Raw genomic sequence first — 18,637 nt, forward strand, 5'->3', positions numbered from 1 at the left:
CGGTTGAAGCAGGCCGATGCCCGCTTCAACCGCCGTATCCGGGATTATTTATTCTTTTCGCGTTCTTTCACTTCTTTGATCACCTCTTCCGCGACATTGCGTGGGCACGCGGTGTAGTGTGAAAATTCCATGGAGAACTGGCCGCGACCGGACGTCATGGTGCGCAAATCGCCAATATAACCGAACATATCGCTCAGCGGTACGTCGGCTTTGATACGCACGCCGGTAACGCCCGCATCTTGGGATTTGATCATGCCGCGGCGGCGGTTCAAGTCGCCGATCACGTCGCCGACGTGCGCATCCGGGGTGAACACGTCGACTTTCATGATCGGCTCCAGCAATTGCGGATTGCCTTTTGGAATCGATTGACGATACGCGGCGCGGGCGGCGATTTCGAAAGCGATGGACGAGGAGTCGACCGCGTGGAATGCACCGTCGGTCAGGATGACTTTGAAGTCCAGGCACGGGAAGCCCGCCAGAACGCCTTTATCGATACTGGCTTTAAAGCCTTTTTCCACGGCCGGCCAGTATTCGCGAGGTACGTTACCGCCGGTCACTTGCGATTCGAATAGGAAACCGCTGCCTGGCTCGCCCGGCTCGATGATGTAATCGATTTTCGCGTATTGGCCTGAACCGCCCGATTGCTTTTTGTGCGTGTAGCTGTCTTCGATGCGTTGGGTGATGGTTTCGCGGTAGGCCACTTGCGGTTTACCGACGTTGACGTCTACACCGTGGGTACGGCGTAAAATGTCGACCTTGATATCCAGATGCAGCTCGCCCATGCCTTTAATGATGACTTCGCCGCTTTCCTGGTCGGTTTCGACGCGGAATGAGGGGTCTTCTTGTACCATCTTGCCGATCGCGATGCCCATTTTCTCGTTGCTGCCTTTGTCTTTCGGCGAAATGGCAATCGAGATAACAGGATCCGGGAATACCATAGGCTCCAGGGTCGCCGGTTGGTCCGGGTCGCACAAGGTATGGCCGGTTTGTACGTTTTTCAAACCGATCAAGGCCACGATGTCGCCGGCTTGCGCGGTTTCGATTTCGCTGCGGTCGTCGGCGTGCATTTCCACCATCCGGCCGATACGCTCGGTTTTACCGGTAAAGGTGTTCAATAGCGTGTCGCCTTTTTTGATGCGGCCGGAGTAGATGCGGACAAAGTTCAAGGCGCCGAAACGGTCGTCCATGATTTTGAACACCAGTGCGCGCAACGGGCGGTCGGCATCGACAATCGCGTATTCGCCGGTCGGAACGCCTTCGATGTCGGTCTCGGGTTGCGGATTGACTTCGGTAGGATTCGGCAAATACTCGACTACGCCGTCCAGCACCAATTGCACGCCTTTGTTTTTAAACGAAGAGCCGCAGTAAGTCGGGAAGAAATCCATCGCGATGGTGCCCTTGCGGATGCAACGTTTGATTTCTTCGATGGTGGGCTCTTCGCCTTCCAGGTACTTCTCCATGATGTCGTCATCTTGGTCGGCGACTTGGTCGATCAGTTTCGCGCGCCATTCTTCGACTTGTTCCGCCATGTCCGCCGGAACGTCTTGGAGCTCGTATTTCAATGGGTCGCCGGAGTTATCCCAGACCCAGGCTTTGCGGGTCAGCAGGTCGACCACGCCGACGAAGTTTTCTTCGGTGCCGATAGGCAGGGTCATTACAACCGGTTTCGCGCCCAATACCTCTTCGACCTGTTTTACGACGCGGTAGAAGTCGGCGCCCAGTCTGTCCAGTTTGTTGACGTAAATGACGCGGGAGACTTTGGAGTCGTTGGCATAACGCCAGTTGGTTTCGGATTGCGGTTCGACGCCGCCGGAGCCGCAGAATACGCCAATACCGCCGTCCAATACTTTCAGCGAACGATACACTTCGATCGTAAAGTCGACGTGGCCCGGGGTGTCGATGATATTGAAACGGTGCGGTGGAAATTGGTTGGTGCTGCCCGGCCACATGCAGGTGGTCGCCGCCGATTGGATGGTGATGCCGCGCTCTTGTTCTTGCACCATGAAGTCTGTGGTCGCCGCACCATCGTGTACTTCGCCGATTTTGTGGATTTTGCCGGTCAGCTTCAAAATCCGTTCGGTGGTGGTGGTTTTACCGGCATCGACGTGAGCGAAGATACCGATGTTTCTATAAAGCGATAGATCAGTCATGGTTGTACTCTATTAAGGAGATGAAAACGTTTTTACCCTTGGCACCATTGCCGCGGTTTCTTCAAGAACAGGGTCAATGAAAAATCCGCCTATTCTAACCGAAAAATCAAAAAAAACAGAATGTCAATTATGTTTCAGGATTTTTATGGGCATTGACTCCGGATTTGCAGCTCTCTTAACTTCATCAACGCATAGAGGGTTTCCAGGGTCGGGCAGGCAATACCCTGGCGCCGGGCGGCACGAACGGCGTTACCTAAAATGGCTTCGGTTTCCATGGCATGCCCGCGCTCGAAGTCCAGCAACATGCTGGTTTTATAAGGCGGCATCGCATAGGTGTTTTGGATGTTGGTTTCGATAACGTCATCGTTAAGCGGATGTCCGCAAGCGGCGGCGATGTCGCGCACTTCCCGCATGATGCGGCGAACCAAGGCTTCCTGTTGCCGCAGGATGGCCAGGGTCGGTAAACCGCCCGACAGCACCGACAGCGGATTGAACGGCGCATTCCAGACGCATTTTTGCCAGCGGCCGGCAACGATGTCTTCGCTGGCAACGCACTCGATGCCGGCTTGGGTAAACAACTGCTGCAAATGCCGGGTCTTGGCCGATATACCGGCGGGCAGGTTGCCCAGCATCAGTCTGCCGTATGCCAGATGGCGGATCTCGCCGGCCTGCAAACGGTTGCAGCAGACAAAGGCCAAGCCGCTGACCAGTTGGTTATCCGGAAAGGCCTGCTGCAATTCCGCTTCGATTTCCACTCCGTTTTGGATGAAAACGATCGCGGTATCGGGGCGGACGGCGTCGCGAATCAGGCCGACGCGATCCATATCCGCGGTGACTTTCGTACACAGAATCAGATAATCGGCATCTTTCCGATAATCGCCGGCATGCTGCAAAACCTGTTCAGGCATAAAACGCCATTTCCCCAAATCGCAGCTGTCGATTCGGTAGCCTTGCTGCTTGACGATGTCGTAATCCGACCGGCATACCACCGAGACTTCGGCGCCGGCCTTGGCCAGCAGGCCGCCATAAAAACCGCCGATGGCACCGGCCCCTACAATCAGAATTTTGTCGCTCATGGCTGCTCCGCCAAAATCTGTTTTAAGAACGGAATGGTCAGTTTGCGTTGCGCCGCCAACGTGGCCCTATCGATTTTTTCCAATAACAGCCATAAAGCCGGTAAATCGTGCACGTAGTGGTTCAACAGAAAGCGGCCGACCTTGGGCGGAATATCGAAACCCAAAAAATGCGCCTTGAACGTCAGCGCATCGATGATTTGGTCGTCGCGCAAGGGCTGGATTTTTAGCGTCAGACCCCAGCTCATGCGGGTTTTCAAGTCGGGTAATTCGAAAGGCAAATATTTGGGGGGGCAATCGGCGGCCAGCAGCAGCTTATGGTTATTTTGGCGATGGCTGTTGTAGAAGCCGAACAGGGCGGTTTCCCAGTCGGCGTGGCCGGCTATGTGCTGTATATCGTCGAAACAGACCAGATCCATGTCCTCCAGGCCTTCCAACAGCTTGGGCGAGGGCAGTTGCGCGGGGCTGCATTTCAAAAAAAACGGGTCCTTGCCCCCGGCCTTGGCTTGCTGGCAGCAGGCCTGCAATAAATGGCTTTTGCCGGTTCCGCTTTCGCCCCAGATGTACAGCTGCTGCTCCGCGCCGTCGCCCGCCATGGCCCGCAGGCTGGTGACGATTTCGGCATTCTGGCCGGCAAAGAAACTGGCAAAGCTCAGATTGCTCTGAAATTCGAACTGTAACGGAACCTGCATGGCCGAATCGGTTAGGCTTTTTCGGCCTTGTACACATAAAATCCGGCCCCGAAGCACAGCAACAGGCTGAACAGGACTTCCAGCAATGCATAGGGCCGTTCGCTTTGGTCTACATAGGCTTCAATCACGCCGTGTACGAAATAAGGCAGGCTCAGGTAACTCATCCAGGTACAGCTTTTCAGGTTGCGGTTCAAAAAACCTTTAAAAGGCAATAATAACGGACCGACGCCTATAATCAACAACAAGGCTGTCGGCAACTGAGTCGAGGGCGATAAGACGGTATGCCAGGCCATCAGCAACAGAAACAGACCGAAAAATCCGGTTAAGCCGGCGTAGTAAAAATGAATTCGTTGCATGCAAGGTGTCGGAAAGGGCGGTGGATGAGCTAAAGAAGCCGCTATTATCCCAAAGTCCGCTAAAGAATGTTGCGCCGCATGGTTTTATCCGCCGATAAGCCGGCGCAACCTCGCCAACGCTAAGGCTTTATATGCCGGCCTTGAGTGCTAAACAGCATGATCCGCATGTCGGGGCTTATTTCCAGCATCCGGTCGGCAACGGCAAGAAACCCTTGCAAGCCGTCCGCGGCAGTCACGATAAACATCAATCATTTCCCGGAAAATCGCTCATAGACTTGGCTACCAAGCCACTTCGAGATTAGGTCTTGCAACTCGGGCTTGCCCATATAGTCGGTAAACAATTCCTCATTTAGCTCCATGCGTTCGATAAACAAGGATTCAAGCACCTGGCTAAAAACCAATTGAAACTTATCCTGAGAATTCACCTCGGCAGCTTTTCTTAAAGACTCATTTTGCAGGGCAGCTTCGGCGATTTGCTCGAAAAACAACTGGTCCGCTTCGTTCAATTCGCCGCCAAAACGCTCGTTGATAATATCGATTAAGCGTGAAAGCGCGACCTGTTCTTCCCTGACCATACCCGACCCGACTTCCGTAGGGCCATCCAAGGGCTTGGCATAGCCCTCGTTAAGGCTGATAGAACCCTCGCTGATCTTTTGCAGCCGGTAATATTCCAGATCGACTTCTTCATCGAATTGGTAACCGGGGCCGGTTTTCCGCTTGGGTAATTTCAAGGCCAAATGCCGCAAGTAGGTAAACAGTTTTTCCAGATCGCTGTCCTGATAAGGAATGACCTGACTCAAAAAACCGTACAAGTTTCGAAATGCCTGAAGCTTGCCGCGCCATAGCTCGGCCGCTTCCTCTGCCGATTTTTGTAAATCCGCAAACCGCGCTACCGCCTGATCCAGAATGGCATTCATGGTTTTATGATCGGACGGACTTTGCCGGCGCTTGGGTGCAAAAAACACCTGGGCAAAAGCATCGACCTCGTCCTGTAGGTAAATCGCGGAAGCATCCAGCTCGGTTTTGATTTCGTAAAGCCTATCCGGATCGACTTCCTCGCCCATCACGGAACCGTCGTAATACTGGCGAAATGCTTCCTGAATCTCGGCCGGGTCGTTAACGAAATCCAGCACAAAGGTATCGTTTTTCAACGGGTGGGTTCGATTTAAGCGTGACAATGTTTGCACGGCTTGAATACCGGCCAAGCGTTTGTCCACATACATGGTGTGCAACAAGGGTTGATCGAAACCGGTCTGATATTTTTCCGCCACCAATAACACGCGAAAATCCGGCTTGGCGAAGGTCTCGGGCAATTCCTTTTCCTTCAAGCCATCGTTCATCGCCGTTTCGGTATAGGTTTTCTCCGGGATTTTGTCGTCTTCAACCGTACCGGAAAATGCCACCAAGCTTTTGATGGCATAACCTTTTTCCTTGATGTAGCGGTCGAATTCCTGTTTATAACGCACCGCTTCCAATCGGGAGCCGGTCACCACCATGGCTTTGGCATGGCCGCCGATTTTGTGCTGGGTAAACTGTTGAAAGTGCTCGATGATGACTTCGGTTTTTTGGCCGATGTTATGCGGATGCAGGCGCATGAAACGCGCCAAGGCTTGCGCCGCCTTTTTGCGCTCGACGTTGGGGTCGTCTTCGGCTTTTTTGATCAGTTTGTAATAGGTTTTATAGGTCACGTAATTGCGCAAGACGTCTTCGATAAAACCTTCCTCAATCGCCTGCCGCATCGTATAGCGATGAAACGGTTCGCCGTTGCGGCCGAAGATTTTTAGCGTTTTGTGCTTGGGCGTTGCGGTAAAGGCGAAGAAGCTGATGTTGGCTTGTCGGCCGCGCTTGAGCATGGACCGATACAGGCGTTCGAAATGGATTTCGCCTTCTTCCTTGGCCATGTCCATGGCTTTTTGCCGCAGGTCCGCGCCGCCTAGAACGCCCTTTAATTCGGTGGCGGTTTCGCCGGATTGAGAACTGTGCGCCTCGTCGATAATCACCGCGTAATGTCGCGTCGGTAAATGGCTCAAGCCTGCTTCGCCGCGCTCTTCGTTCAACTTGGCCAATTGGCCGGCGACGAAGGGAAATTTCTGCAAGGTGGTAATGATGATAGGCACTGCCGATTCCAGCGCTTCGGCCAGTTGCCGGGAGTCTTCATCAATCTTCTGCACCACGCCTTGGCGGTGATCGAACTGGTAAATCGTGTCCTGCAATTGCCGATCCAGCACCACTCGGTCGGTAATCACAATCACGCTGTCGAAAATCCGTTGGTCGGCGCTGTTATGCAAACTCGATAAACGGTGGGCCAGCCAAGCCAAGGTATTGCTCTTGCCGCTACCCGCCGAATGTTCGATCAGGTAGTTGTGGCCCACGCCCTCGCTTGCCGCCTTATCGACCATTTGCCGAACCGCTTGCAATTGATGATAGCGCGGGAAAATCATGCTTTCCTTGCGAACTTTTTTGCCTTCGTCGGTTACTTTTTGTTCGACGTCCAGATGTAAAAACCGCGCCAGTAAATCCAGCAAACTATCGCGCGTTAACACCTCTTCCCACAAATACGCCGTTTTGTAATTGCGTCCAAACTTATCCGGCGCATTGCCCGCACCGCCGTTGTTGCCTTGGTTAAACGGCAGAAAATGGGTATTGGCACCGACCAGCCGGGTAGTCATGTGGGCTGCTTCGGTATCGACGGCGAAATGCACCAACGTCCGCTTGGTGAATTGAAACATCGGTTCGCGCGGGTCGCGGTCGTGGCGGTATTGATGAATCGCATCCGCCGCCGTTTGGCCGGACAGCGGGTTTTTCAATTCCATGGTGACCAATGGAATGCCGTTGACCGACAACACCACATCCAGCGACTTTTCGTTATTCGGACTGAAATGCAATTGCCGGGTCAATCCCAAGCGATTCGACCGGTAACGTTCATCTAATTCGGCGTTTAGACCATGGGCTGGCCGGAAATAGGCAATGCGCAAGGTTTTGCCGAAACATTTGAAACCGTGCCGTAAGGTAGCCAATGCACCGTGCGTATCCAGCCATTTACAGAGCGTCTGCAAAACCCGTTCGCCGGTTTCCGCCCCATGCAAGGCTTCCAGCTTTTCCCAGGTTTTGGTTTGAGTTTGACGGATGAAGCTTAAGGCAACATCGGGAAATATCGCCCGTTCGCGGTCGAAGTCGCCGGAGAAAAGTTTTTCGTAACCGTCGGCCAGCAGCACGGCTTCGATTGCGGTTTCAAAGGCAGCTTCACTGGTCCGCTTCATCCTGTCTTCCTTGTCCTGTAATCGGTTTAGTTAGTGCGCGGCGCGTCTTCGCCGGTCATGACCGGCTTGCCGTTCTTCCAGATCACTGCGTATTGACCCAGACGCCGTTTTTTCTCCAGCGTTTTATCGACGGCTTGCTGGAGTGTTTCCAGTATGCGTTTCCCATCGGCGGATGGGTTCGTTTTCTTTGGCTATTCATCGTTTGGACTGCTCCAAAAGTAGTCGATAAAAGTCAGCATGCAAAATGTTCGCGGTTGGGCTCATGGGCGCATCGCCTCAATGGGGATTTGGCCGGTGACGGCGGCGGTGATTAGGGCGGCGCGGCGTTCTTTGAGTAAATTGATGCTGGTGCGAACTTCAGTAATCGCTTTGTTTACCACACTGTTTCCAGCGCTTATTTCCTCCAATATATTATTTTGTTCATCAATTGGCGGCACAGGAATGATGACGGAATTTAGTGATTCTGAATAAATAACTTCAATGGTTGTCGCGTTGCTCAATATTCTGAGCTGAAGTAATACGATATGACCATCTTGAATTAATAAAGCCAAGTATTCTGGTAAAACAATTCCCGAATTGACCTGAATTCGCATCAAACATGGGTGCAATATTCCTACTTCTGCATCATTAGGCACGATAGCGCATCTGCCGATTGTGCCCCGAGTCGTAATCAAAATGTCGCCAGGAAAAACTGAAAAAGCCTTTAGCTCTTCGAACTTGTGGTTCGTAATGTAGTTATCTCCAGAGTAGAGATCTTTTTGAATAACATTTTTCTGGTTGTAAACCTTTATTGTCCCTTGATCCATTTCTGATGCGACAAGCTGACTGCCAAACGGTCCCGTTTTGACTGCATCCTTTTTTGGAACGACACAGAATTTTATAGGTCGAGTTTCCCAATGCGCAGGAATATCGCCTAACCAATCGAGGCCGGAGGGTTTCAGCGGCGCATCGGGATTCAAGCCGCGAGTGACGGCGCGGCTAATCAGCGCGGCGCGCTTTTCTTCCAGCAAGGCCAGCATTTTTTCCTTTTCCGCGACCAGTGTGTCGATGTGCGCGGTTTCGCGGTCGAGATAGTCGGCGATCAGGCGCTGGGTTTCGAGGCTGGGGAGACTGATTCGAATATCGGCCAAATCAGAAGCATTGATGGCCGGATAACTGACACCGGATGATCGGCTTTCGACTTCCCAAAGAAAGTGTTTTTCGCGCACTGCATATTTACAGAAATGGGCATCGAATAGATTCCTGTTTGGACGCACAACAGCAAAACCGGTTGATACAATCAGGTTTTCTGGTGGGTTTTCAATCGGCGCGATAGCCTGCAAATAGGTTCTGACCGTTGAAATAATGACATCGCCGTGTCGCGCAACTCTTCTGGCTCGGCTGGGAGCATCCTCAAACTTATAGGCAACGACGTTGTGCACAGCGCCATACGAATCGACATTGCCAATATCGATGTATTGCAATTCATAGTCGGATTCGGTCGCGTCGGAAATTGACTCATCGTTAATCGTTGCAACGTACTTCAACCGCGTAGGTCGGGTTAGCGCAGCGTAACCCGACATTGCCCCCGACACCACCGAATCGGCCTCTTGTCGGGTTACGCTATCGCTAACCCGACCTACATTTACATCATTGACATCTATTTTGGGGTTGCTGGGTTTATTCATGGCCTATGCCTTCGAATTCAATAACATTCTCGCCCCAATTCAACGGATAAATACCGGCTTTAACATAACGGTGAAAACTGCTGTGTGGCCAATCTTTCGGCGCGGCTACATAACCGTGTTTAACCGGGTTGTAATGAATGTATTCGATGTGTCGCATGAAATCGGCTTCGTCACGCAAGGTATGCTCCCAATATCGATGCTGCCAAATGGCCTGCTCGTGTTTATTTTTTCGTGCTTGGTTCGGCACCTGTTTTAAATTGGCGTTGCAATGTTTGGTAAACCAAGTTTTGATCAATCGCCAACGGGTCGGATAATCTCGATCTTCGGTCGGCAAGGTCCAAATGCAATGAATATGGTCGGGCATGACGACGATGCCGTCGATGTCGAAAGATCTGCTCTGTTTAACTTGGCGAAAGGCTTGTCGCAAGGTATCGATATTTTCCGCCTCGGCGAAAATGGGACTTCGCCGTTCCGTCACCAGCGTGAAAAAGAACGAGCCGCTGGGAACAAATGCGCGTCGATATTGCATGTCGATTATCCGTGTCGGGTTATACCCTTAGGGCACAAGCGACTATCGCTAACCCGACCTACATGGTTATTCATCCCGCTCATCCTCTATATTTTCTCCCCATTCCGCCAATTTCCGCCGCAGCAATTCCTTGTCCGGCAAATAAAGCGAATATTCCCGCGCATGGATATTGGCGTCTTTGGGCAAGGTGATTTCCACCAAGGCATCGTGTTTCTTTTTACACAACACAATGCCGATGGTCGGCTGTTCATCCGCAAGCTTAACGTAGCGGTCGAAATAGTTGACGTACATTTGCATTTGCCCCAAATCGCCGTGGCTGAGTTTGCCGATTTTCAGGTCGATCAGCACATAGCAGCGCAGCAAGCGGTTGTAAAACACCAGATCGACGAAAAAATGTTCCTCATCAAAGGTGAAGCGCTTTTGCCGAGCCTCAAATAAAAAGCCTTTGCCCAATTCGAGTAGAAAATGTTCAAGCTTATCAATGATGGCGCTTTCCAAGTCAGACTCGGAATAGTTGGTTTTTTCGTCGAGGCCGAGGAATTCTAGGACATAAGGCTCTTTTAACAAATCTTCCGGGCGCGCTATGATTTGCCCCCCCTGCTGCCAAACGGCGAATGCCTGCTTGATCGCGGCTGAGTGCCAGCCGTTCGTAGAGGCCCGAATTAAACTGGCGTTTGAGTTCCCGCAAGGATCAACCTTGGTCGGTCGCTTCGATTTCATAGAATCGCCGCTCACTGGGGTCTTTGATACCAACGAGAAACACATAATGAGACCAGCTTAGACTAAACCCACTAGATATTGGGAGTGTTTTTCCCTCATCTATGGCTTGCCGAAATGCTATTGGGGATTTTTGTAAAAAGTCTGACGCTGTCTGGCTTTTCTCAAACCAAGGTAATAAGTCAAACTCTGTCTGACTTATTGCCGTCTGGTAGGTCAAATAAAATTTACGCATGATTTTCAGGTTCGTGAGCGAGAACCCCTTACCAAACTCAGTAGTCAGTGCTTGCGCAAGCAGCTTTAGCGTCGATTCGCCATACTCGGCCCGGTGTTTGCCCATCTGTTCGTGCTCAACAATGCGGCGGCCGATTTCGAAGTTGGTCAATACCTGAATTAAATCGACAGAGCGGACGACCGCCTTGCGCGCGGCGAGTATAAGGTCGCGAATGTCGATTAATAGCTCGTTCACTCCGTGACCTCCCGCAACAACCCCATAATCCGTTTCTCCACGGCCTCCAATTCCGTGTCAATCTCAGGCAGCGGCCTGGGCGGTTGATATTGAAAAAATTCTCGGTTGAAGTTGATTTCATAGCCGACTTTACCTATACCGCCGTCCTGTTCGTCCAAGGCTTCTCTATCGATCCAGGCATCGCTAACGTAGGGCAAGACTTCGCGCTTGACGTAGCTGAGAACGTCTTCTTTCAAAGGGATGTTTTCAAAATCTTTCAGGACCGGATCGGCTTCGTACTCGTAAAATTTGCCTTTGCCGGCTTCATACCGGCCCAGCAAGGCGCGCAACTCGCTGGGTTGAAGTGCCGGTAAGGTTTGGCCCGGAAACAAGGCCGCCGTATCCAACGCTTCGGCTTTGTGCAGTTTGGCAATCACCGGCTTGGCGTCGGGATCGACGGTCGTAAAAGCATCGCGGAACAGTTTTTTCTGTGCCGTGCCTTTAGCACCTTTGGCCCAGCCTTCCATGTCATTCGGCAAGGCTTTGACTATGTCCTGCACCTGCTCCCAAACGCTGTTCCAATCGTCGTAAGCGTCTTGGCCGAGTTTATCTTCCACGACGGACAATGCATCGTAAAGTTCCGGGCAGGCATTGAGATAGCGTTCCTTGGCATCCTGGGTGATTTGAAAACGCAAACGCAATGGGCGTTGGATGGTGATACGGCGGTAACCGAAATCGCTATTATCGAATTGTTTGTTGGTGACGCGCTCAACCCATTTTTGCCCTTCCGGGGCCGCGTCATCAGGTGGATTGGTTCGCCATTCGACCGGCTTGCCGTCTTTATCCAGTCTTACCCAAGCTTTGCCGGTCGACGCCGAGGAGCCGTGCTCTTTGGTGACTTCGTCTAGTGCATTTTGATCCAGATAACGGCGTTTATCGCCCAGGCTGCGTTTCATCGGCAGCCAACGTTCGCGGGCATCAATCAGTTGAATCTTGCCTTGGCGGTGTTCGGCTTTACGATTACTGACCACCCAAATAAAGGTGCCGATGCCGGTGTTGTAAAACATTTGCTCGGGCAAGGCGACGATGGCTTCCAGCCAGTCGTTTTCGATAATCCAGCGGCGAATCTCGCTTTCGCCGCTACCGGCGCCGCCGGTGAACAGCGGCGAACCGTTGAATACGATGGCAACACGCGAGCCGGGCTTATCGCGATTGCCCGCTTGATAGGGCTGAAATTTGCTGATCATGTACAGCAAGAACAACAGTGCACCGTCATTGATGCGCGGCAGTTTGCCGTTGTAGCCGCGAAAATTCGGCCAGCGGTCGATCTGCTTTTTCTCGGCCTTCCAATCCACGCCGAACGGCGGATTGGCCAACAAATAATCGAAGCGTTGCGTTGGAAACGGGTCTTCGGTGAGGGTATTGCCGAGCGCTACCCAGCTGTCTTTATGGCCTTTAATCAGTAAATCCGAGGCAGCCACGGCAAAAGAGCGCGGGTTGTAATCCTGGCCGTAAACTTTTACGGTTGCCTGATCGTTATGGGCGCGTATCCAATTTTGCGCTTCGGCCAACATGCCGCCGGTGCCGCAAGCCGGATCGCAGATGGTGGCGATGATGCCTTGCTGGGTCAAAACATGGGTATCGGGCTCCAGCAACAGATTGACCATTAAGCGAATGACTTCGCGCGGAGTAAAGTGGTCGCCGGCGGTTTCGTTGGCGGATTCGTTAAAACGGCGGATCAGGTCTTCAAACACCAAACCCATGGTGATGTTATCGACTCGGCTGGGATGCAAGTCGATCTCGGCGAATTGGGCGACCACTTGATAGAGTCGGTTGGCTTCTTCGAGTTTTTCGATTTCTTGGTCAAAATTAAATCGTTCAAAGATTCTTTGGATGTTTTCGGAAAAACCTTTGATATAGGTGATCAGATGTTGACCGATGTTATCCGGGTCGGCTTTGAGTTTATAAAAATCCAGTTTGCTGTGGTTATGAAAACCTAACGGCGTGCCGTTTTCGTCCTTGGCTACCTCGTTAAGCAGCCGGTCGATCAATTGCGGTCTTTGCCTTTCAGGGTTGCAAAGCGCGCCAGCACTTGCTCTTTAGTGGGCGCGAGCACGGCATCGAAGCGGCGCAGAACGGTCAACGGCAACATGACCCGTTCGTATTGCGGCGGTCGGTAAGGGCCGCGCAGCAGGTCGGCGACCGACCAGATGAAATTAGCCAGTTGCTGGAAATTAGTTGAACTCATTATCTATTCCGGAAGGCATATGGTTCTGCTTGAACTATCCATGTCTAAAAAAGCATGCTTAGGGCGTAAACCCGAAAGTATCTAAAGCCGCGATTTACGCGGCCTTGAAAGGGTAGGCGGGACTGCCCGGAACAGCCCGAAACATCATTCAATGTTCTGAATTTGCTCCCGCATTTGCTCGATCAATACTTTCAGGTCGATGGAAATTTGCGTCATTTCCCTATCGGCGGATTTGGAGCCCAAGGTATTGGCTTCGCGGTTCATTTCCTGCATCAGAAAATCCAGCCGGCGGCCGATGGGCTCCTTTTGCTTGAGCGCCCGCAATACTTCCGCCACGTGGGTGCGCAGGCGGTCCAGTTCTTCCGCCACATCCAGCTTTTGCGCCAGCAGCACCAGCTCCTGCTCCAGCCTGTCGTAGTTCGGTTCGGACACCAACTCGGTGACGCGGGCGACCAGTTTGGCGCGCAGGTTGTTCAAGACTTCCGGCATGCGCTGATGAGCCGCTTCCACCAACTGGCCGATTTTTTCGCAACGGTCAGTCAGCAGGATCGCCAATTGGGCGCCTTCGCGGGCGCGCGTCTCCAGCAATTTGTCCAGCGTGGCGTTTAACAAGCAAATGATTTTTTCCTGCAATGCTTCCTTATCGGTTTCGGCTTCTTGCTGCACGCCGGGAAACAACAGCACGTCCAATGCGGAAAAAGCTTGCGGGTTGGCCATCTGGGTCTCTATTTCCGCGGTTGCCGCTAGCAGTTTTTGCAGGGTTTCCGTGTGGATATTGAAACTTTGGCTGCCCGGCTGTTTTTTGTAGCTCAAGGTGCATTCGATCTTGCCGCGCTTGAGTTTGTCCGCCACCAACCGGCGCACGTCCGCTTCCGCAAAGCGCAGCCGTTCGGGCAGTTTGACGCCGACATCGCTATACCGATGATTCACCGACCGTAGTTCGCACAGAATGGTTAGGTTGTCGACGCCAATCTCGCCGTCTGCAAACGCAGTCATGCTTCTTATCATTTTTCACCTATAATCGCCGCGATACCTCGCGAAATGCATAAACAATGGCCGAATATTACGATCCGGAAACGTATCCACAGCAGTGGAATTATCTGCAGTCGGGCACCATTATAGATCAGTACATGATCGAACGTGAGCTTGCGCACGGCGGTTTTAGTTCCGTCTACCTGGCCAGACAACTGGAAGATCAGGTGCAAGTGGCGATTAAGGAGTACCTGCCGCGCAAGCTGGCTCACCGCACCTGGAACAACATCGTGGTGCCGAATAACGAAGAAACCCGCCCCATGTTCATGCGCGGGCGGGCGCTGTTTTTTGAGGAAGCCAAGGTGCTGGCTTCCTTAAAGCACCACAATATCGTCGAAGTGATCAATTTCTTTCAGGCCAACGAAACCGTCTATATGGTAATGACTTACGACTACGGCCTCTGCCTGGACAAAATTCTGCATAAGAAAATTCTGCCCGCCACCGAATCCTTTTTATCGACGGTATTTAGCCTGTTATTGAAAGGCATCGAAGTAATTCACGCCCACCAGCTGGTGCATCTGGACATAAAACCCGCCAACATCCTGATCCGCGCCGATAACGATCCGCTGTTGTTGGATTTTGGGGCGATCCGCCGATTTCCCAGCCACCCGTCCAATCACCGCGCCAAAGTGTTGACTAACGGCTTCTCGCCCATCGAGCAGTATGACAACCACGGCAAACTGGGGCCGTGGACCGATATTTACGCCGTGGGCGCCAGCATGCGCGCCTGCCTGGACTTAAAAATACCGCCGGCCTCCACCGAGCGGGTCAAACAAGACACGCTGCCTCTGGCCGTCAAAGCCTATAAACGCAAATATCCGGAATACCTGTTGCATGCCATCGACTGGGCCATGGCCATCTACCCGGAGCAACGCCCGCAAAACGTGACCGAATTGGCCCAGGCCCTCAACCCGTAAGCGCGCCGCTAGCGGCCATCCTACCGGCCGGCCCGATAGTTCAAAAGTCGTAGGGCAAAGCCAGTATAATAAGCCGATTTTTACCCTGCGAGACCACCATGAGACCAAGCGGACGCAACCCGGACCAACTGCGCGACATACGTTTTACCTGCCATTACACCAAACACGCGGAAGGATCGGTTTTAGTCGAATTCGGCGACACCCGGGTGCTGTGCACCGCCAGCGTCGACAACAATGTCCCGCGCTTTTTAAAAGGCAAGGGCGAAGGCTGGGTAACCGCGGAATACGGCATGCTGCCGCGCTCGACCCACAGCCGCATGGACAGGGAGGCCGGCCGCGGCAAACAGGGCGGGCGGACGCTGGAAATTCAGCGCTTGATCGGCCGTTCGCTGCGGGCCGCCCTGGACATGAAAGCGCTGGGCGAACATACCATCACCATCGATTGCGACGTCATTCAAGCCGACGGCGGCACCCGTACCGCGTCGATTACCGGCGGCTTTGTGGCTTTGTCGATCGCGATCGAACATCTGTTAAAAACCAACCGCATCAAAAAAAATCCGTTGCACGGCCAAGTGGCGTCCGTCTCGGTCGGTATTTTCGGCGGCGTGCCGGTATTGGATCTGGATTACGCCGAAGACAGCCAAGCCGAAACCGACATGAACGTGGTCATGAACGAGGCCGGGAATTTTATCGAAGTGCAAGGCACGGCGGAAGGCCACGCCTTTAGAAAAGACGAACTCAACGCCATGCTGGAACTGGCCGAACACGGCATCAACCAGTTGCTTGCCAAACAGCAAGAGGCGTTGGAAATCGCCAAACTGCCGCGCTAATTGCGGATATCTTCAGCGTATGAGCGCTATTGTGTTAGCCAGCGGCAATCCCGGCAAGATTCGCGAGATTCAAGCCATATTGCAAAACGACAACATATTGCCGCAATCGCAATTCAATGTCGCGGAAGCGGCCGAAACCGGCTCCACGTTTGTCGAAAACGCCATTATCAAGGCCCGCAATGCCGCCCTGCATTGCCAATTGCCGGCGATTGCTGACGATTCCGGGTTGGTGGTGGACGCCTTGCAAGGCGCGCCGGGGGTCATTTCGGCCCGCTATGCGGGAGCCGAGGCGTCCGACCAAGCCAATCTGGAAAAACTGCTGCTGGAAATGCGCCATATCCCGGCCGGACAACGCGCGGCGCGTTTTATTTGCGTGATGGTTTACCTTCGGCATGCCGGCGACCCCACGCCCATTATCGCCCAGGGCGTTTGGGAAGGCCGCATTTTGGAAGCGGCCGTGGGCGGCAACGGTTTCGGTTACGACCCGGTATTTTGGGTCGAAACCTATCAATGTTCCTCCGCGCAGCTATCCCCAGAGGTAAAAAATGGCCTGAGCCATCGCGGCCAGGCGCTACGCACACTCGCCCTGCAACTGAGCAAGCAGTGAATGAAACGCTGTTGAAGGCGGCCGGACAATTTACCCCGGCCCAATCGATTCAAGCCGTCACACCGCTTGGGAACGGCTTGATCAACGATACTTTTTTGGTAAAAACGGCTACGGCCGGCTTTGTCTTGCAACGCATTAATGCCGGCGTATTTCCGGAGCCGCGGCTGGTCATCCACAATCTGGCCGAATTGAGCCGGCACATCCGGCAAAAACCCCGGGATTCGGTCAAATTAAGCATCCCGGCGTTACTGCCGACTCACACGGGCGGCGCGTTTTATCGGGACGACGAGCAACAGGTATGGCGGGGCTTGCAATTGATCCGGCCAGCCGAGAGCCGCGAACAGATCCATACCGATGCGGAAGCGGCGCAAGTCGGATTCGCGTTGGCGCATTTCCATCGCCTGTGTAGCGACTTACCGGCCGAATCGCTGTACGACACCTTGCCGGGCTTTCACGTTACCCCGGCTTATTTTCAACGTTACCGGCAACTGCTTGCTGAGCCGTTGACCGTGGAACAGGACCTCGATTTTGCCCGCTGCAGGGCATTTATCCAGGCCCGCCAGGATCGAATCGCTGTACTGGAGCTAGCCAAACAACGCGGGGATCTGCGCGGCCGGGTCATTCACGGCGACCCCAAGCTCAACAATTTTTTGTTCCAACCCGGACGCGACCGCATTATCAGCCTGATCGATTTGGACACCGTTAAACCGGGGCTGCTGCATTACGATATAGGCGATTGCATACGCTCCTGCTGCCGAAACAGGCCGGATAACAGCTTTAACCTGACCCGCTGCCGCATCATCCTACAAAATTATCTGCGGGAAGCCGGCGACTTTTTCACCGCCAACGATTACGACTATCTCTACGCCGCTATCTGGTTGATTCCATTCGAGCTCGGTCTGCGTTTTTTTAGCGACTATCTGTCCGGCAACCCCTATTTCAAAGTCCGCGAGCCCAGACAAAACCTGACACGGGCATTAGCGCAATTCGCTTTCTGCGACAGCATCGAAAACCGGCAAGACGACCTGCGCGATTGCCTGCAAGATCTTAAAACAGCCCATCTTTAAAGCCGGACAGCACCCGGCCGCCGCCAAAAACCTACTAAAAAACTAAGTTTTTTTGACAAAGCGTGTTTAACTGGAAGACTATTGGCAACGATACGGCTCAGTCCTCCGTTGGCTTTAGCGAATTCGCTTCCCGACAAAAATAATATTGCAGGAGACAGCATCATGATGGCAACACATTCAGCTACCCAGCCCCCTTTTTCCATACCCGACATAGACTTGTCATTGCTCGATCGAATCGTCGACAAATGTTTTGAAAAGATGCGGGACGACTACCGGGTCAACCGCTTTTTTAACGGCAATCCGCCCACCGAACAAACCAAACCGCTCAAGGCGCTGGTCAGGAAAGTGCTGAGCGGAGCAAAAGTGAGCGAACATCTGGATGTACTGGACGATTTTTTCACCGCCGCCTTTGCCCGCAGCAACGCCAAACCCAGCTTGGTAACCGGAAACGACTTTGCCTTTTTATTGGACGTCATCGGCGGCCAGGATATTCAAGTCATCACCCCGTTATGTATGTGCCACAGCTTTCTGCTGAAGCTGGGGCCGGACGACGATCACTACGATATTTTGTTGGAGCACTTAAGCGCGGCCATGGATGAGTTAAAGATCGGCAAGGCAATGTCCGAGCAACTGCTGGATATTGCCGCTAGCGGCCGCGAAGGCGCGCTGGGAAGACTTCCGCCCAGTAGCTGAATCTTCTTTACCGTTATGCCGGCCTGATCCCAAAAATACTCGGGTTTAAGCTAAATTAGAAATATATTGGTTTTTTATCGGCCGGCAAGCTTAAATCATGCTTAATTTATTACGAAATTATTAATTTTGACCTTAAACCGCTTTTTCTAAATGGAATTAGCGGTTGCGAGCTATATTCTGGCCGTTCGAAACTTAAGCGGAAATAGCAAATACACGCGTTCACCGGTCTTTTTTTACAAAATAAACCCTATTTTAATAATGGTTTGCATGCCCTAAAACCATTCCCTAAAATACGCTTTTTTATCGAAAAAATTACATAAGCTTTTGATAAAAAACAGATAATAAAATATA

Annotated in this window: 18 protein-coding genes; 5 read left to right on the top strand and 13 right to left on the bottom strand. The window is 52.6% G+C overall.

Going from position 1 to position 18,637, the window contains the following annotated elements:
• Window positions 1-44 precede the first annotated feature (44 nt).
• From fusA to NP596_RS12875, 13 genes are all read right to left on the bottom strand, one after another.
• A complete protein-coding gene (gene fusA, locus NP596_RS12815; protein WP_256615757.1) occupies window positions 45-2,150 on the bottom strand; it encodes an elongation factor G in 2,106 nt (701 codons plus the stop codon).
• 143 nt (window positions 2,151-2,293) lie between these two features.
• The gene (locus tag NP596_RS12820; RefSeq protein ID WP_256615759.1) at window positions 2,294-3,226 is read right to left on the bottom strand and encodes a ketopantoate reductase family protein; all 933 of its coding nucleotides are present in this window, start codon (window positions 3,224-3,226) and stop codon (window positions 2,294-2,296) included.
• A complete protein-coding gene (gene hda, locus NP596_RS12825) occupies window positions 3,223-3,915 on the bottom strand; it encodes a DnaA regulatory inactivator Hda (protein WP_256615760.1) in 693 nt (230 codons plus the stop codon). Before hda ends, NP596_RS12820 begins: the two co-directional genes overlap by 4 nt.
• A gap of 11 nt (window positions 3,916-3,926) precedes the next feature.
• Window positions 3,927-4,271, bottom strand: coding sequence for a DUF2069 domain-containing protein (locus NP596_RS12830; protein WP_256615761.1), 345 nt, complete (start codon window positions 4,269-4,271; stop codon window positions 3,927-3,929).
• Between the two features lie 119 nt (window positions 4,272-4,390).
• A complete protein-coding gene (locus NP596_RS12835) occupies window positions 4,391-4,516 on the bottom strand; it encodes a hypothetical protein (protein WP_256615762.1) in 126 nt (41 codons plus the stop codon).
• A 3-nt stretch (window positions 4,517-4,519) separates the two neighbouring features.
• Window positions 4,520-7,531 (bottom strand): type I restriction endonuclease subunit R, encoded by a 3,012-nt coding sequence (locus NP596_RS12840; protein ID WP_256615763.1) that lies wholly within the window; start codon window positions 7,529-7,531, stop codon window positions 4,520-4,522.
• Between the two features lie 260 nt (window positions 7,532-7,791).
• Window positions 7,792-9,198: a restriction endonuclease subunit S gene (locus tag NP596_RS12845; protein WP_256615764.1), complete on the bottom strand. Its 1,407-nt coding sequence runs from the start codon at window positions 9,196-9,198 to the stop codon at window positions 7,792-7,794.
• Window positions 9,191-9,727 carry an REP-associated tyrosine transposase gene (locus NP596_RS12850; RefSeq protein ID WP_256615765.1) on the bottom strand — a complete coding sequence of 179 codons (537 nt, stop codon included), beginning with the start codon at window positions 9,725-9,727 and terminating at the stop codon, window positions 9,191-9,193. Before NP596_RS12850 ends, NP596_RS12845 begins: the two co-directional genes overlap by 8 nt.
• Window positions 9,728-9,793: 66 nt before the next feature.
• Window positions 9,794-10,447 (bottom strand): PDDEXK nuclease domain-containing protein, encoded by a 654-nt coding sequence (locus NP596_RS12855; protein ID WP_256615766.1) that lies wholly within the window; start codon window positions 10,445-10,447, stop codon window positions 9,794-9,796.
• Window positions 10,419-10,913: a DUF1016 N-terminal domain-containing protein gene (locus NP596_RS12860; RefSeq protein ID WP_256615767.1), complete on the bottom strand. Its 495-nt coding sequence runs from the start codon at window positions 10,911-10,913 to the stop codon at window positions 10,419-10,421. Before NP596_RS12860 ends, NP596_RS12855 begins: the two co-directional genes overlap by 29 nt.
• On the bottom strand, window positions 10,910-12,943 hold the full coding sequence (locus NP596_RS12865; protein ID WP_256615768.1) for a class I SAM-dependent DNA methyltransferase: 2,034 nt from the start codon (window positions 12,941-12,943) through the stop codon (window positions 10,910-10,912). The genes NP596_RS12860 and NP596_RS12865 overlap by 4 nt, the downstream gene beginning before the upstream one ends.
• Entirely contained in the window at window positions 12,940-13,140 is a 201-nt protein-coding gene (locus tag NP596_RS12870) for a type I restriction-modification system subunit M N-terminal domain-containing protein (protein ID WP_256615769.1), read from the bottom strand. The genes NP596_RS12865 and NP596_RS12870 overlap by 4 nt, the downstream gene beginning before the upstream one ends.
• A gap of 144 nt (window positions 13,141-13,284) precedes the next feature.
• Window positions 13,285-14,136: a YicC/YloC family endoribonuclease gene (locus NP596_RS12875; protein WP_256615770.1), complete on the bottom strand. Its 852-nt coding sequence runs from the start codon at window positions 14,134-14,136 to the stop codon at window positions 13,285-13,287.
• 56 nt (window positions 14,137-14,192) lie between these two features.
• Between NP596_RS12875 and NP596_RS12880 the strand changes: the two genes are divergently transcribed.
• The 5 genes from NP596_RS12880 to NP596_RS12900 all read left to right on the top strand — a co-directional run bounded on the left by NP596_RS12880 (window position 14,193) and on the right by NP596_RS12900 (window position 18,286).
• Entirely contained in the window at window positions 14,193-15,089 is an 897-nt protein-coding gene (locus NP596_RS12880; RefSeq protein ID WP_256615771.1) for a serine/threonine protein kinase, read from the top strand.
• A gap of 98 nt (window positions 15,090-15,187) precedes the next feature.
• A complete protein-coding gene (gene rph, locus NP596_RS12885; protein ID WP_256615772.1) occupies window positions 15,188-15,919 on the top strand; it encodes a ribonuclease PH in 732 nt (243 codons plus the stop codon).
• A gap of 19 nt (window positions 15,920-15,938) precedes the next feature.
• Entirely contained in the window at window positions 15,939-16,526 is a 588-nt protein-coding gene (gene rdgB, locus NP596_RS12890) for an RdgB/HAM1 family non-canonical purine NTP pyrophosphatase (RefSeq protein ID WP_256615773.1), read from the top strand.
• Window positions 16,523-17,593 (top strand): phosphotransferase enzyme family protein, encoded by a 1,071-nt coding sequence (locus tag NP596_RS12895; RefSeq protein WP_256615774.1) that lies wholly within the window; start codon window positions 16,523-16,525, stop codon window positions 17,591-17,593. The genes rdgB and NP596_RS12895 overlap by 4 nt, the downstream gene beginning before the upstream one ends.
• 162 nt (window positions 17,594-17,755) lie before the next feature.
• Window positions 17,756-18,286, top strand: coding sequence for a globin family protein (locus NP596_RS12900; protein ID WP_256615775.1), 531 nt, complete (start codon window positions 17,756-17,758; stop codon window positions 18,284-18,286).
• Window positions 18,287-18,637: the final 351 nt, after the last annotated feature.

The organism is Methylomonas rivi, from assembly GCF_024505165.1.
Taxonomy (GTDB): domain Bacteria; phylum Pseudomonadota; class Gammaproteobacteria; order Methylococcales; family Methylomonadaceae; genus Methylomonas; species Methylomonas rivi.